Source organism: Thermocrispum sp., assembly GCF_002919275.1.
In the GTDB taxonomy this organism is placed as follows: Bacteria; Actinomycetota; Actinomycetes; order Mycobacteriales; family Pseudonocardiaceae; genus Thermocrispum; species Thermocrispum agreste.
Window position 1 is genome coordinate 19,318 of record NZ_PKFA01000057.1, and the last position, 15,275, is coordinate 34,592.

A 15,275-nucleotide genomic window follows, 5' to 3' on the forward strand; every position below is an offset into this window, starting at 1 on the left:
AGAGTGCAGCTGTCTTCGGGGTGGTGGGCCGTTAGAGAGGCCCGACATGACCAGTTCGCGAGACGGCACGTTCGACCGAAGGCGCTTGCTCGGCACATCGCTGGCGGCAGCTGCAGCCATGGCGACCTCGTGTGCGACCGCGGTGACCGCACGGCCGGAAGCGGGGCCCCGCACGCCACCGCCCGCCCAGGACGTGTCGAGCAGCATGGCCGACGAGCACACCGCGCGCAGGCCGGTGGGAAAGAATCGCAAGCCAGTGGTGAAGAGCTTGCGGCCGCGCAAGCTGCGGCCGGGTGACAAGGTACGGGTGGTGGCGCCGGGCAGCACCCCGGACAAGGACGCGCTCGAGCGCGGAATTGCCATCCTGCGCAGCTGGGGGCTGACCGTCGAGCTGGGCAAGCACGTCTTCGACAAGTACGGCTACCTGGCAGGCAAGGACGAGGACCGGCTGGCCGACCTCAATGCGGCGTTGGGCGACCCCGAGGTTCGCGGGGTGTTCACCGCGCGTGGTGGCTACGGGTGCCAGCGCATCGCCGACGGAATCGACGTCTCCGCGCTGCGGCACGATCCGAAGGTCCTGGTCGGTTTCAGTGACATCACCAGCCTGCAGGCTTCACTGTGGGCCTCCACCCGGCTGGCCACCATCCACGGGCCGATGGTCACCTGGAACGCCGACCGCGTCGGCCAGGAGTCGGCCGATGCGCTGCGCGCGGCGGTGATGACCAGCGAGAAAGTGCGGTTGCGGCGGGACCCGAACGAGCCGACCGCGCAGGTGATGGTGCCGGGCAAGGCGTCCGGGGTGGTGCTCGGCGGCAACCTCACGCTGGTCGCGTCCTCCATCGGCACGCGGGACGAGCTCGACCTGGAGGGCGCGATCTTCTTCTTCGAGGAGGTCGGCGAGGAGAACTACCGCATCGACCGCATGCTCACCCAGCTGATGCGCTCCGGCGGGCTGCGCAAAGTGGCCGGGGTGGTCGTCGGGCAGGTCACCGACAGCAAGCACGATGCGGGCGAGTGGGACGCGGTGGGGGTGCTCAAGGACCGCCTCGGCGCACTCGGGGTGCCGGTGCTCGGCGGGCTGAAGCTCGGGCACGGCACCGGCCAGCTCACCATCCCGCTGGGCGTGCGGGCGACCATGGACGCCGAAGCGGGCACGCTGGTCGTCGACTCCGCGGTCAGTGACGACTGACCGGCGGCCGGTGTGCGCACGGCCGAAGGCCACGGTGGCGCCGGGTGCCGGATGGGGGACGGCCGCACGTGTGGACCGTGGTGGGGTTGGGTAGCCGAGCGGCATGACTGCGACCAAGGCACGCCTCCCCGCTGCGGTGATGCGCGCCGAGGAAGCGATGACAGCCGAGCAGCGGCGCCGCGCCACCCGTGCGGTGGCCTCTCTGTCGGCCGACGCGCAGGAATGCGCGATGCTGCTGGAGATGCTCGGGCTGGACGCTTCGGAAGGCCGAGCACAGCGGCAGCAGTGAGCACCGGCATGCCGGAGGCCGGTGGCATACTCCGCGGGGTGAGCGTCGATCTCGCCGCCGCCGCGTCGTTTCTGGCTGCCCATGCCCGGTTGCTCGACCGGCGCCGGTTCGACCTGCTGACCGGTCGCGGCAGCCCGGAAGCCGTCCTTGCCGCGCTCGAGGCGTATCGCAACCCGGACGGTGGATACGGCTGGGGCCTCGAACCCGATCTGCGCGCGGCGGAAAGCCAGCCGGGCGGGGCCCTGCACGCCTTCGAGGTCTTCGAGGACATCGCGCCGCACACCTCGCCACGTGCCGCCGAACTGTGCGACTGGCTGGCCTCGGTCACGATGCCCGACGGTGGGCTGCCGTTCGCGCTCCCGATGCGTGACCCGTCCGCTTCCGCCCCGTTCTGGGTCGACGCCGACCCGGAAGTGCCTGCGCTGCACAGCACCGCCTTCGCCGCAGGGGCCGCGCTGCGGGTCGCCGCCCATGATCCCGCGGTGGCCGAGCACCCGTGGCTGGATCGTGCCTGCCGCTACTGCTTCGCGGCGGTGGAAGCGATCGACGAAGCGCCGCATGCCATCGAGCTGGCGTTCGCCGTGCGCTTCCTCGACGCCGCCGTTCCGCGTTACCCGCAAGCCGAGCGGCTGCTGGATCGTCTCGGCCGCTTCGTGCCGGGCGACGGCCGGGTCCCCGTCGCCGGGGGAGCGGAAGGCGAGACGATGCGTGCGCTGGACTTCGCGCCGGCCCCGGGCTCGCCGGCGAGCCGGTTGCTGGACGACGGCGTGATCGAAGCCGAACTGGACGCCCTGGCCGCCCGGCAGCTTCCCGACGGCGGGTGGGCGGTGGACTTCGCCAGCTTCTCGCCCGCCGCCGCGCTGGAGTGGCGCGGCCATGCCACGGTGCAGGCGCTGCTCACCCTGCACCGTGCGGGCCGGCTGGACCTCGGGACGGCCCCGTAGCGTCGGCCGGCCGTCCTCGAGCGGCCGTGCGGTGTCGGAGTGCTGCCGTAGGCTCGGGTCGGTGGACGTCCTCGAGCACTTCACTGCCCCGACCGCGGCTTGGTTCCGGTCGTCGTTCGACGCACCCACCAAGGCGCAGACCGAAGGCTGGGCGGCCATCGGCTCTGGCGTCGACACGCTCATCCACGCGCCTACCGGATCGGGCAAGACCCTGGCCGCGTTCCTGTGGGCGATCGACCGCCTCTACACCGAACCGTCCGTGCCCGACGAGCAACGGTGCCGGGTGCTCTACGTGTCGCCGTTGAAGGCGCTGGCGCACGACATCGACCGCAACCTCCGCGCCCCGCTGCACGGCATCCGGCACGCCGCGGAGCGCATGGGCGCGGGCCCCCTGCCCGAGCTGCGTACCTTCGTGCGCACCGGGGACACCCCGGCCGCGGATCGCGGGCGGATGCGCAGGCAGCCGCCGGACATCCTGATCACCACGCCGGAGTCGCTGCACCTGCTGTTGACGTCCCAGGCCGCGGAGGTCCTGGCGTCGGTGCGGTGGGTGATCGTCGACGAGGTGCACGCCGTCGCGGGCACCAAGCGCGGCGCTCACCTGGCGCTCTGCCTGGAACGGCTGGAGGAGCGCCGCCGCCGGGACACCGGCCGCCCCGTCGAGCCATTGCAGCGCATCGGCCTGTCCGCGACCCAGCGGCCGATCGAGACGATCGCCGAGTTCCTGGCCGGTGGCGAGCCGGGCGGGCCGGGCGGCGCATGGCGGCCGCGTCCGGTCACCGTGGTGGACGCCGGTGGCGCGCCGTCGCTGGAGCTGGAGCTGACCGTGCCGGTGGCGGACATGACCGCGCCGGTGGACCCCGCCGCGCCCGCGGAAGAGGATCAGCAGGCGGCACGGCCGCTGCCGCGCACCACCATCTGGACCGCGATCCGTCCCCGGATCCTGGAGCTGATCGACGAGCATCGGTCCACGATCGTCTTCGTCAACTCGCGGCGGCAGGCCGAGCGGCTGTCCAACGAGCTCAACGAGCTGGCGGGGGAGGAGATCAGCCGTGCCCACCACGGCTCGATCGCGCGCGAGCAGCGCATCCAGATCGAGGAGGCCCTCAAGCGGGGCGCGCTGAAGGCCGTGGTGGCGACGTCGTCGCTGGAGCTGGGCATCGACATGGGCGCCGTCGACCTGGTGGTGCAGGTGGAGGCGCCGACGTCGGTGGCGTCCGGGCTGCAGCGTGTCGGCCGCGCCGGGCACCAGGTCGCCGAGGTCTCGCGGGCCAAGATCCTGCCCAAGCACCGCGGCGACCTGCTGGTGGCGACCGTGGTCGGCAAGCTCATGGCCGAGGGACAGGTGGAGCGCACGGTCGTGCCCCGGCACCCGCTGGACGTACTGGCCCAGCAGCTGGTGGCCATCGTGTGCACCGGTGAGTTCACCGCCGACGAGCTCTACGACCTGGTGCGTGGTGCCGCCCCGTACGCACAGCTGCCGCGCTCGGCGTTCGACGCCACGCTGGACATGCTGGCCGGCCGTTACCCGTCCGACGCGTTCGCCGAGCTCCGGCCGCGCGTGGTGTGGGACAGGATCACCGGGGTCGTCACCGCCCGGCCCGGCGCCCGGGTGCTGGCCAGCACCAACGCGGGCACCATCCCCGATCGCGGCATGTACCGGGTGGCCCTGCCGGACGGGGCTCGTGTCGGCGAGCTCGACGAGGAAATGGTGTACGAGTCGCGCGAGGGCGACGTGTTCGTCCTCGGCTCCACCAGCTGGCGGATCGTCGACATCACGCCGGACACCGTCGTGGTCACCCCGGCGCCCGGTGAACCCGCCGCCCAGCTGCCGTACTGGCACGGCGACCAGCCGGGCAGGCCGATCGAGGCCGGGCGCGCGGTGGGCCGGTTCGTCCGGCGGCTCTCCTCGCTGCCCGCCGAGCAGGCCGCCCGGCTGCTGCGCGAGGAGTACCACCTCGACGAGTTCGCCGCCGCCAACTTGCTGACCTACCTGGCCGAGGAGAAAGCGGCCACCGGGGTGCTGCCGGACGACCGCACGATCGTGGTGCAGCGGTTCCGGGACGAGATCGGCGACTGGCGCGTGGTCATCCTGTCCCCGCTGGGGGCCAAGGTGCACGCGCCGTGGGCGATGGCGCTGACCCAGCGGCTGCGCGCCCGGCTCGGCTACGACGTCGACATGATCTACTCCGACGACGGCATCGCGTTCCGCTTCCCGGATGCCGACGAGGTGCCGTCGCTTGCGGACCTGCAGCTGGACCCGGAGGAGGTCGAGCAGCTGGTCGTCGACCACCTCGCCGGCACGGCGTTGTTCGCCGCCCGGTTCCGGGAGGCCGCCGGGCGGTCGCTGCTGCTGCCCCGGCGCAGGCCCGGCTCACGTACCCCGTTGTGGTTGCAGCGGCGGCGCGCCGCGGATCTGCTGTCCGTCGCCCGTCAGTTCGGCTCGTTCCCGATCGTGCTGGAGTGCTACCGGGAGATCCTGCAGGACGACTTCGACCTGCCCGCCCTGCTGGACGTGCTCGGCGAGATCCAGCGCCGCGGCATCCGGCTGGTCGACGTGGAGCTGCCGTCGGCCAGCCCGTTCGCCTCGTCGCTGCTGTTCGCCTTCGTGGCCGCCTACCTGTACGAGGCGGACGCGCCGCTGGCCGAGCGGCGCGCCATGGCGTTGACGTTGGATCGTGAGCTGCTGGCGGAACTGCTCGGCGAGTCCGAACTGCGGGAAATGCTGTCGGCGGAGGTCATCGCCGCCGTCGAGCACGATCTGCAACGGCTGACCGAGGACCGGCAGGCCCGCTCGGCCGAGGAAGTCGCGGACATGCTCCGCCACCTCGGGCCGCTGACTCCTGCGGCGATCGCGGTGCGTTGTGCCGAGCCCTCGGCGGCGGAGGGGTACGTCGCCGAGCTGCTGGACGCGCGACGGGCTTGTCAGGTGCGCATCCGCGGAGAGGTGCACGTCGCCGCGGCCGAGGACATCGCGCGCCTGCGCGATGCACTGGGGATCCAGCCCCCACAAGGAGTACCGGACGCTTTCTTGGAGCCGGTGGCAGATCCGCTGGGAGATGTCGTCGCTCGGTATGCGCGCACGCACGGCCCCTTCGCGGTGGCCGATGCGGCGGAAGCGCTCGGGCTGCCCGTCGCGGTGGTGGAGTCGACCCTGGAGCGGCTGGCGGCAGGCGGTTCGGTGGTGCACGGCGCGTTCGACCCGCGTGGCGAGGGAACGGAATGGGCCGGAGCCGACGTGCTGCGGCGCATCAAGCGCGGATCGCTGGCCGAGCTGCGTGGTGAGATCGAGCCGGTGCCTGCGGAAAGGCTCGGGACGTTCCTGCCTGCATGGCACGGCGTGAGCGACGATCCCCCGTCCGGCCGCGATGCACTGGTGGCGGCCGTCGAGAAGCTGCAGGGCGTGCCGATCCCGGCCACGGTGCTCGAGTCGGACGTGCTGGCCGCCCGGGTCGCCGATCCCGCGCCGATGCTGGACGCGCTCATGGCGGAAGGTGCCGTGGTCTGGGTGGGTGCGGGCGCGCTGGGGTCCCGGGACGGCAAGGTGGCCTTGTACCTGCGGGACCAGGCCGAGCTGCTGCTCCGGTCGGGCGGCGAGCCGCCGGAGGGCGAACCGCACGCGGCGATCGTGCAGCACCTCGGCGAGCGAGGCGCGAGCTTCTTCCCCCAGCTGCAGCGTGCCGCCGGGTGCGACCAGGAAGAGGCGCTGAGCGCGCTGTGGGACCTGGTGTGGGCGGGCGTGGTCAGCAATGACACGTTCGCGCCGGTGCGTGCCTTCGTCGGCCGAGGGCGGACGGTGCGTGGGCGCAGCGCCGTGCCCCCGCGTGCCGCCGGGCGGTGGACGCTCGTGGCCGACCTGCTGAACCCGCAGCTGTCCCCGACGCAGTTCGCCGCGGCGTGGACCGAGCAGCTGCTGGAGCGGCACGGCGTGGTCACGCGCGCCGCGGTGGCCGCGGAAGGAATCCCCGGCGGCTTCAGCGGCCTGTACCCGGTGCTGGCCCAGCTGGAGGAAACCGGCCGGGCCCGGCGAGGCTACTTCGTCGAAGGGCTCGGCGGTGCCCAGTTCGCGTTGCCCGGCGCGATCGGGCGGCTGCGGGCGGCCGACGGCGGCGACCAAAGCGTCGTGCAGGTCCTGGCGGCCACCGACCCGGCCAACCCGTACGGCGCGACGCTGGAATGGCCTTCGGTGTCCATGGGCAGGCTGGCCAGGGTCGCCGGAGCGTCGGTGGTGCTGGTTGACGGCCGCCTGGTGGCCTACGTCGAAGGCGGTGGCCGCGCACTGCGTCGGCTCGATCCGAGCCCTGACCTGGACGGCAAGGTCGCGGCGGCGCTGGCAGGCCTGGCGCGGCGGACCCGCCGGTTCGTCGTGGCGACGGTGGACGGCGAGCCGGTGCACCGTTCCGGCTTCGCGGCCGTGCTCGGCGAGCACGGTTTCGTCCCCACCGCCCGAGGGATGCGCTGGAGCCCCCGTGCCGGAGGGTGATTCCTACGTGCACGCCGCGCATGCGGCGCGGCCCGTGCTCCTCGGCGAGCAAGTCCTCACCGTGGCCGGCTCGGCGCCGTCGGTGCGCCGGTATTCGGCCCGCATCCTGGGCAGCACGGTGACCGCCGTGCGCACCCACGGCAAGCACCTGGTGATCGATCTGGAATCCGGATACAGCGTGCACGTCCACCTGGCCATGAACGGCACGCTGCGCGTCCGGCCTGCCGGCCCGGTGCGGCCCGGTCCGGCGCGGCTGCTGCTCGCCACCGCCCAGGGTGTGGTCACGGTCAGCGGCACCCGCGACGTCGAGGCGGATCGAACCCCCGCGATCGAGGCGCGGGTACTCGGCCCGCTGGGGCCGGACCTGATCGCCGACGAGTTCGACTGGGACGACTTCGCCAAGCGGGCACGGGGCGCCGACCCGGCCACGACCGTGGCGGATTTCCTGCTCGACCAGCGCGTCATGGCGGGTGTGGGGAATGTCTACAAGTGCGAGGTCGCGTTCCTCGAGCGGCTGCATCCGGCGCAGCCGATCGCCACGCTTGACTTCGCGAGGCTGCACGATCTGGCCGAACGGTCGCGGACGCTGCTGCGTGCGAATCGGCGGCCGGGCAGGAGGATCACCACGGGGGACTACCGGCGTCCGTTGTGGGTCTACGGGCGTGACGGGCGTGCTTGTCGCCGTTGTGGTACGGCCGTCCGGCGGGCTTGGTTCGGTTCGGCGGAGCCGCGGGTGACGTATTGGTGTCCGGGCTGCCAGCCGGATGACCGCGCGTCCGTTGTGGGTCTGCGCAGCCCGTAGCGCGGCACGGACGGCTCGTTGGTGTGGCGGGCGTGCTTGCTGCCGTTGTGGTACGGCCGTCCGGCGGGCTTGGTTCGGTTCGGCGGAGCCGCAGGTGAGGTACTGGTGCCCGGGCTGTCAGCATGACGGGATGACCGCGCGACCGCACGCCGCCGGGTGCGACGGCGGCCGGCGCGGGCGGCGTGCTTCCCGGCGCTTCCGGTGGCCGGTCGTCGGAGTTGTGTCGACAATGACCAGATGGGCACACGCCGCCGAGCCGACATGTTCACCGAAGACGGCAGGCCGTCGGACGACGATCCGCGCGAGCACGGGCCGAGATTGGCCGACGAACGCACCACACTCAGCGAGTCCCTGCGCAAGTGCCGGCTGACGCTGGAGATGAAGTGCGCGGGGCTGACCGCGGAGCAGATGGCGCGGCGGGCGGTTCCCCCGTCCACCATGTCGCTGCTCGGGCTGGTCCGCCATCTGGCCGATGTCGAGCGCGCGACGTTCCGCGAGCTCATGGCGGGGCAGCGGGCCCCGCGCTGGTTCGGCGGGCCGGGCGATCCGGACGGCGACTTCGACGGCGCGGTCGCCGATCAGTCGCTGGTGGACCAGGCGTGGGCGGTGTGGCGGTCCGAGGTGGACTTCGCCACCCGGTTCGTCGCCCAGGTGCCGAGCTTGGACGTCACCGCGGCCGACCCGGGCAACAAACACGGCAGCGGCGGTGGTGCGATCTCGCTGCGGGAAGTGCTGGTGGGGATGATCGAGGAGTACTCACGGCACCTTGGGCACGTCGACTTGTTGCGCGAGTGCATAGACGGCCGGGTAGGGCAGTAGCGGGCTGGCCCGCGACCAGGGCGGCGCTCAGCGCGTCTCGCCGGCGGCGCGTGCGTCGGGTGTCCGCCGTACGGGTGGAGTCCGGGCGAGGTACCGGCCGGGCCGCCCTGGTCCGGGTCTGCCGCTACGACAGATCCGTCTCGTAGACCAACAGCTCGGTCCCGGCGCCTTCCTCGCCGTCGTCCGGCGCCGCGATCATCCGGAGCGTGTCGCCGTCGACCTCGAACAGCACGGGGTTGCGGGTGATCGTGTGGCCGGCGGTGGAGAAGCCGGGCAGTGGCACCTCGTGCAGGATCGCGTTGTCACGCAGGTCGAGCAGCGCCGCACCGCCCAGCTCGAAGCGGCCGCCGTCCGCGGTCGCCAGCTCGGTGATCCCGGTGCACAGCTGCTTGCGGCTGCCGACGTACGCACAGTCCTGGTAGTCGATGAAGTGGCTGACGTTCTGCTCGACCTTGCGCAGGTGGCCGTGCCGGTTCCAATGCACCATCCGCCGCGATCCCCAGGTCACCCCGTGCACGTCACCGGTGACCCGGTCCACGACGACACCGCCGACGTGGTCGCGGTAGCCGAATTCCTCGGTGACGCGGTAGGTGCGTGGGTCGATCCGGTAGATGATCGCGCTGCTGTTCGGCCGGTACTCGGCGACCGGCACCCACACGTGGCGGCCGTCGTAGTCGATGCCGCCCGGGTGGTAGATCGTGCCCTCGGGCCCTTCGCCCACCTCGATGTCGCGGATCAGCTTGCCGTCGCGGGTGAGCACGAAGACATGCCCCACGCCCTTGCCCGGCGAACGGTCGTAGCCGTCCTCGTCCGGCTCGGGGTACGGTGTCGGCCGCTCGATGATCTCCACGCTGGACAGGAACAGCTTGTCGCCGACCGCGGCCAGCCCCTGCGGGTGATGGGTCTCGAAGGCCAGCGGGATCCGGTCCACCAGCCGCCATGCGGTCGACCGATCGACCTGCCGGATGGCCTCGGCCAGGGGCTCGTCGCGGTGCGCCTTCCCCTTGCCGTCGCCCGGGGCGGCCGAACTGCTGCCCACCACGCCGATCATCGCCACCGGGACGGCGAGCAGGGCCAGAAAGGTACGCGCGCGCATGTTGCTTCTCCTCCGAAGGGGATTCCGATGCACGATCCGTTGCCTATACCCACCCGATGGCGGCAATCAAGACGCGAAGCGACCTTCTTGTGACGCGCGTCTGTCACTGCATGTCTACCAATGAGGGATGATGTGCCATTCGGTCGAGCGATCGTCAACGACGCCTGCCGGGTGTGTCGTGCTCCCGCGCCGGGCACAGGCGGCGGCCACGCACACCGCGGCGACGATCGCCGTAGCGGCATGGCCGTCGACTCGATCTGTTTCGTGCTGGCCGAAGGCGAACCAGAAGCGCCGTACGGCTACTCGCGGCTGCGCCGCTCGGCGCCCGTCTCCCCGGCGTAACCCTCGTCCTGCCCGCTGACCCGGCCGACGAAGGTGTCGTTCTCGCCCGGTCCGGTCGTGCTGGCATCGGTGCCGGAGCGGTCCGGGTCACCGCCGGTCGCCCGGGTGCTCGCCACGGCGGAATCTCCTGGCGCGTCGCTCTCCGGCTTGGGTGTCGGCCGTCCGGACGGCATCAGGGACTGGAAGAAGGACTTGATGGTCTGCAGTGCGGAAGCCATCCCGGCGGCTACCCGTTGTCGTCCACGGTGACACCACGGCTGGCGTCCGCCGGTGCTGACGATCGCGGGTTCGGCCGACCGAGCAAAGTCCGCCTGCCGAACCCGCGATCCGCGCATGTCTTCCGATCTGTTCGGGGCATGCAGCGACCCGGCGGCGTCAGCCGCTGATCACCTGGTTGATCCAGCCGAGGTAAGGCGCGACGTGGGTGTAGGAGGTAGCCGTCTGCCGGTCGCTGGTGGAAGCCACGCCTACCTGCACGTTCCCGGCGAACATCGGCCCACCGGAATCGCCACCGGCCGGGATGCCGTCACCGCGCCGCGCGCACACTGCCTCGCCGCCTCGGTAGTCGGTGCAGCCGTTGCCGACCCGGGTCACGGTCACGTCTGCCACCTTGAGCAGCTGCGACTGGCATTCGATCTCCGGCCGGTCGGTGCACGTGGCGCCCCACCCGTAGACCCGCACGGTGTCGCCTGGGTGCACCGAACCCGGGCCGCCGAGCACGGCGTACTCGGTGTCGACCGGCCGGTCGATCTTCACCAGCGCCAGGTCGGCGGTCGGGTGCTGGTGGATGCCGCCGGGCACCTGGGCGGCTTCGATGCCCTTGGTCTGGTCGACGTCACCGATGCGGAAGGTCAGGTTCCCGCCGGTCACGCAGTGCTGTGCGGTGAGGATCCAGGTGGGCGCGATGATCGTGGCCGAGCAGTTCTCCCGGCCGTTGGTGAACAACCGCGCGGCCCACGGACCGCTCTCGGCCGTGCCGCCGTCGATGATCGTCGGTGCCGGTCCGTCGCCGGCCTGCTGCGCCTGCGCGGCAGGGGCGACGGTCAGCGCGGCGACCGCTCCGGCGGCGGTCACGGTCGCGGCGACGGTGCTGAACAGGGCTGATCTGCGTCGATACAGCATGGGTCCCTCGCTTGTGTCGTGCATCGGTTTCTTCAGCAGGGGTGGAAACCGCTGACGCGGGGGCACGCTAGGGGCCGCATCACCACGCGGGAATCCGTCGATCGTCGTGTCCGGTTGCCACTCGACCGGCCGCCGTGGTGATCACCCGGTAGGGGTTGACAACGTTGTCATACTGAGCACCGAACACTGCGGCACTTCTCGTCGGGGAGGACAACGCGATGGTGCGTCCGCGTGGTTGGTTCCGTTCTTCCTCGGCTCGGCTGACGGCGGTGGCCACCGGTGTGGTGGTGGCGGGGGCGCTGATCGTCCCGCTCGCATCGACCGCGACCGCCGAGCCGGCCGGCAACACCGAGTTCTTCTCCTCGTTCGAACCGGGCGATCCGCGCCCCACGTGGACCGACACCGTCGAGACCGGACCGTCCGGCAAGCCCAAGACGGGCGGCGTCACCTCGGCCGACCCCACCAGGATCGCCGGTGACATCTCCGACCAGATCGTCGAGGTCACCGCCAACGGCGAGAACACCGGCGCAGGCGAGGTGGCGGAGAACCTGGTCGACTTCGACCCGGGCAGCAAGTGGCTGGTGTTCGAGCCGACCGGCTGGGCGCAGTTCCGCTTCGACCAGCCGGTCACGATCACCCGCTACGCGCTGACCTCGGCCAACGACCACCCCGAGCGTGATCCGCGGGACTGGACGCTGCTCGGCTCGGTCGACGGCGAGGACTGGGCCGAGATCGACAGCAGGCAGGGTGAGAGCTTCTCCGACCGGTTCCAGACCAAGGAGTACGCCGTCGACACCGGCACCGCCTACCGCTACTACCGGCTGGACATCACCCGCAACGGCAGCGGCGACATCGTGCAGCTGGCCGAGGTGCAGTTCGCCGGCAAGGACGCCAAGCCGAGCAAGCCGCACATGGGAACGGCGGTCGGCAACGGCCCGACCAGCGCGCCTGCGGCCAAGACCAAAGTCGGTTTCACCGGCACGCATGCGCTGCGCTTCGTCGGCTCCCACTCCGGCAAAGGCCGCGCCTACTCCTACAACAAGGTCTTCGACGTCGACGTCAAGGTGACACCGAAGACAACGTTGTCATACGTGATCTTCCCCGAGCTGCTGGGCGACCTGACCTACCCGAGCACCTACGTCGCGGTGGACCTGGCGTTCACCGACGGGACATACCTGTCGGACCTTTCGGCCAAGGATCGCCGCGGCGTGCCGGTGCACCCGCGGCGCCAGGGCGAGGCCAAGACGCTCTACGCCGACCAGTGGAACAACATCGTGGCCGACATCGGCAAGGTCGCCGCGGGCAAGACCGTGGACCGCATCCTCGTCGGCTACGACAACCCGGCCGCCGGCGACGGCGGGTTCCGCGGCTGGATCGACGACATCCGGCTGACCGCCAAGCAGCCGGAGAAGCGCTACGACAGCGTGGCCGACTACGTCATCACCACCAGGGGGACGCACTCCAGTGGCGCGTTCTCCCGCGGCAACAACTTCCCCGCGACAGCGGTGCCGCACGGCTTCAACTTCTGGTCCCCGATGACCGACGCGGGCTCGATCTCGTGGCTGTACAGCTACCACGCGCACAACAACGCCGAGAACAAGCCGGACATCGAGGCGTTCACGGTCAGCCACGAGCCGAGCCCGTGGATGGGTGACCGGCAGACGTTCCAGGTGATGCCGTCGCCCGCGGAGGGCACGCCGGACGCCGACCGGAAGAAGCGGGCGCTGGCGTTCAGCCACGACGACGAGGTGGCCAAAGCGCACTACTACCGGGTGAAGTTCGACAACGGCATCGTCACCGAGTTCGCGCCGACCGATCACGCGGCGATCTTCCGGTTCCGGTTCCCGGGCGCGGCGAACCTGATCTTCGACAACGTCAACAACGACGGCGGCCTGACCCTGGACCCGGAGAACCGGACCGTCACCGGCTACTCCGACGTCAAGAGCGGACTGTCGGAGGGTGCGGGCCGGATGTTCGTCTACGCGACGTTCGACAAGCCGGTGACCGACAGCGGCATGCTGCCCGGCGGTGGCGGCAAGGACGTGACCGGGTTCTTCAAGTTCGGCGACGCCGACACGGTCACCATGCGCATCGCCACGTCACTGATCAGCGTCGAGCAGGCGCGCAAGAACCTGGAGCTGGAGATCGCGCCGTCCGACACGCTGGAGACGGTGCGGGACCGGGCCAAGCGGGCCTGGGAGAAGAAGCTGAAGGTCGTCGAGGTCGAAGGCGCGACCGAGGACCAGCTGATCACCCTGTACTCCAACCTGTACCGGCTGTTCCTGTACCCGAACTCCGGGTTCGAGAACGTCGGGACCAAGGACAAGCCGAAATACGCCTACGCCAGTCCGTTCGTGCCCAAGGAGGGCAACGACACCCCGACCCACACCGGCTCGAAGATCGTCGACGGCAAGGTGTACGTGAACAACGGCTTCTGGGACACCTACCGGACGACGTGGCCGGCGTATGCGTTGCTCACCCCGAAGCAGGCCGGGGAGATGATCGACGGATTCGTCCAGCAGTACCGGGACGGCGGGTGGATCGCGCGCTGGTCGTCACCGGGCTACGCGAACCTGATGACCGGCACCAGCTCCGACGTGGCGTTCGCCGACGCCTACACCAAGGGCATCGAGAACTTCGACGTCAAGGGCGCCTACGAGGCGGGCATGCGCAACGCCACCGTCACTCCGCCCAACGACAACGTGGGGCGGAAGGGCCTGCGCAAGTCGATCTTCCGCGGCTACACGCCGACCTCGACCCACGAGGGCATGTCGTGGGCCCTGGAGGGCTACCTCAACGACTTCGGGCTGGCCAACATGGCGCAGCTGCTGGCCGACCGGGCGAAGGACCCGGCGGAGAAGAAGAGGTACGCCGAGGAAGCCGAGTACCTGCGCAACCGGGCGCTGAACTACGTGCACATGTTCGACGAGCGGGTCGGCTTCTTCCAGGGCAGGGACGACGACGGCAACTGGCGGCTGTCCCCGGACGAGTACGACCCGCGGGTGTGGGGCTACGACTACACCGAGACCAACGGCTGGAACATGGCCTTCACCGTGCCGCACGACGGCCAGGGGCTGGCCAACCTCTACGGCGGGCGGGACAAGCTGGCCAAGAAGCTGGACGAGTTCTTCGCCACCCCGGAGACGGCGAAGTTCACCGGCTCCTACGGCGGCGTCATCCACGAGATGGTGGAAGCCCGTGACGTGCGGATGGGGCAGTACGGCCACTCGAACCAGCCGTCGCACCACATCCCGTACATGTACAACTACGCCGGTGAGCCGGCCAAGACGCAGAAGCTGGTCCGAGAGATCACCTCGCGGCTGTACTTGGGCAGCGAGATCGGCCAGGGCTATCCGGGCGACGAGGACAACGGTGAGCACTCGGCGTGGTGGGTGTTCAGCGCGCTGGGCTTCTACCCGCTGCAGATGGGCAGCCCGAACTACGCGATCGGCTCGCCGCTGTTCACCAAGGCCACGGTGCACCTGGAGAACGGCAAGAAGCTGGTGATCAAGGCGCGGAACAACAGCCCGCAGAACGTCTACGTGCAGGACCTGAAGGTCGACGGCAAGCCGTACCACAAGACCTATCTGCCGCACTCGCTGCTGGCCGACGGTGCCGTGCTGGAGTTCACCATGGGGCCGAAGCCGTCGAAGTGGGGCACCGGCGCCGCGGCCCTGCCGCCGTCGCTGACCAAGGGCAGCAAGGTACCGCAGCCACTGGCCGACGTGCTGCCGAACTCGTCGGCGGCGACCGACGACGACTCGAACACCGAGGCGGCCGTCACCGAGGTGACCTTCGAGGCGAAGAGGCCGGGCGAGCTGGTCGAGTTCTACACGATCACGTCGGGCAAGTCGGCGGGCAGCGACCCGGGCAGGTGGGTGCTGCGCGGCTCGCGCGACGGCAAGAAGTGGACGGTGCTCGACCAGCGCTCCGACGAGACGTTCACTTGGCGGCAGCAGACCAGGCCGTTCAAGGTCGCCAAGCCGGGCAAGTACACCTACTACCGGCTGGAGTTCGTCGGCGACGCGCGTGTGGCCGAGGTCGAACTGCTCGCCAAGCCTGGACGGTAGTCCGGCAAGCGGCGCGCCAGCCGGCTCTCTCGGGGGGAACCGGCGTGGCGCGCCGCTCATGCCGAGCGCTCGGCTGCCGTCGGCACGACGGGCGAACGGTCGCTGGGCAGGCCTCGCGG

General features: G+C 70.8%; 10 protein-coding genes. 7 read left to right on the top strand and 3 right to left on the bottom strand.

Going from position 1 to position 15,275, the window contains the following annotated elements:
* The first annotated feature begins 46 nt into the window (after positions 1 to 46).
* From CXP56_RS14325 to CXP56_RS14350, 6 genes are all read left to right on the top strand, one after another.
* Positions 47 to 1,189 carry a S66 peptidase family protein gene (locus CXP56_RS14325; protein ID WP_245566649.1) on the top strand — a complete coding sequence of 381 codons (1,143 nt, stop codon included), beginning with the start codon at positions 47 to 49 and terminating at the stop codon, positions 1,187 to 1,189.
* Positions 1,190 to 1,292: 103 nt separating this feature from the next.
* Positions 1,293 to 1,478, top strand: a complete 186-nt coding sequence (locus tag CXP56_RS14330) for a hypothetical protein (RefSeq protein WP_028847789.1) — start codon at positions 1,293 to 1,295, stop codon at positions 1,476 to 1,478.
* Positions 1,479 to 1,516: 38 nt separating this feature from the next.
* Entirely contained in the window at positions 1,517 to 2,422 is a 906-nt protein-coding gene (locus CXP56_RS14335; protein WP_286901421.1) for a hypothetical protein, read from the top strand.
* 61 nt (positions 2,423 to 2,483) lie between these two features.
* A complete protein-coding gene (locus CXP56_RS14340) occupies positions 2,484 to 6,905 on the top strand; it encodes an Lhr family helicase (RefSeq protein WP_286901423.1) in 4,422 nt (1,473 codons plus the stop codon).
* Entirely contained in the window at positions 6,892 to 7,707 is an 816-nt protein-coding gene (locus tag CXP56_RS14345) for a DNA-formamidopyrimidine glycosylase family protein (RefSeq protein WP_051310179.1), read from the top strand. The genes CXP56_RS14340 and CXP56_RS14345 overlap by 14 nt, the downstream gene beginning before the upstream one ends.
* Before the next feature lie 237 nt (positions 7,708 to 7,944).
* Positions 7,945 to 8,526, top strand: a complete 582-nt coding sequence (locus tag CXP56_RS14350; RefSeq protein ID WP_245566650.1) for a DinB family protein — start codon at positions 7,945 to 7,947, stop codon at positions 8,524 to 8,526.
* A 124-nt stretch (positions 8,527 to 8,650) separates the two neighbouring features.
* Here the strand turns inward: CXP56_RS14350 and CXP56_RS14355 are convergent, their stop codons facing one another.
* The 3 genes from CXP56_RS14355 to CXP56_RS14365 all read right to left on the bottom strand — a co-directional run bounded on the left by CXP56_RS14355 (position 8,651) and on the right by CXP56_RS14365 (position 11,086).
* On the bottom strand, positions 8,651 to 9,622 hold the full coding sequence (locus CXP56_RS14355) for a DUF6454 family protein (protein ID WP_286901426.1): 972 nt from the start codon (positions 9,620 to 9,622) through the stop codon (positions 8,651 to 8,653).
* 299 nt (positions 9,623 to 9,921) lie between these two features.
* Complete coding sequence (locus tag CXP56_RS14360; protein ID WP_286901427.1) at positions 9,922 to 10,182, bottom strand: hypothetical protein; 261 nt, start codon at positions 10,180 to 10,182, stop codon at positions 9,922 to 9,924.
* 157 nt (positions 10,183 to 10,339) lie between these two features.
* Positions 10,340 to 11,086 (bottom strand): S1 family peptidase, encoded by a 747-nt coding sequence (locus tag CXP56_RS14365; RefSeq protein WP_038045039.1) that lies wholly within the window; start codon positions 11,084 to 11,086, stop codon positions 10,340 to 10,342.
* Positions 11,087 to 11,304: 218 nt separating this feature from the next.
* Between CXP56_RS14365 and CXP56_RS14370 the strand changes: the two genes are divergently transcribed.
* Positions 11,305 to 15,156, top strand: a complete 3,852-nt coding sequence (locus CXP56_RS14370) for a GH92 family glycosyl hydrolase (RefSeq protein WP_286901428.1) — start codon at positions 11,305 to 11,307, stop codon at positions 15,154 to 15,156.
* The last annotated feature ends 119 nt before the right edge of the window (positions 15,157 to 15,275 follow it).

Excerpts from the sequence above, each read along its gene's own strand:
- CXP56_RS14325 (WP_245566649.1), top strand. The coding sequence starts at position 47 with ATGACCAGTTCGCGAGACGGCACGTTCGACCGAAGGCGCTTGCTCGGC.
- CXP56_RS14330 (WP_028847789.1), top strand. The coding sequence starts at position 1,293 with ATGACTGCGACCAAGGCACGCCTCCCCGCTGCGGTGATGCGCGCCGAG.
- CXP56_RS14350 (WP_245566650.1), top strand. The coding sequence starts at position 7,945 with ATGGGCACACGCCGCCGAGCCGACATGTTCACCGAAGACGGCAGGCCG.
- CXP56_RS14355 (WP_286901426.1), bottom strand. The coding sequence starts at position 9,622 with ATGCGCGCGCGTACCTTTCTGGCCCTGCTCGCCGTCCCGGTGGCGATG.
- CXP56_RS14360 (WP_286901427.1), bottom strand. The coding sequence starts at position 10,182 with ATGGCTTCCGCACTGCAGACCATCAAGTCCTTCTTCCAGTCCCTGATG.
- CXP56_RS14365 (WP_038045039.1), bottom strand. The coding sequence starts at position 11,086 with ATGCTGTATCGACGCAGATCAGCCCTGTTCAGCACCGTCGCCGCGACC.
- CXP56_RS14370 (WP_286901428.1), top strand. The coding sequence starts at position 11,305 with ATGGTGCGTCCGCGTGGTTGGTTCCGTTCTTCCTCGGCTCGGCTGACG.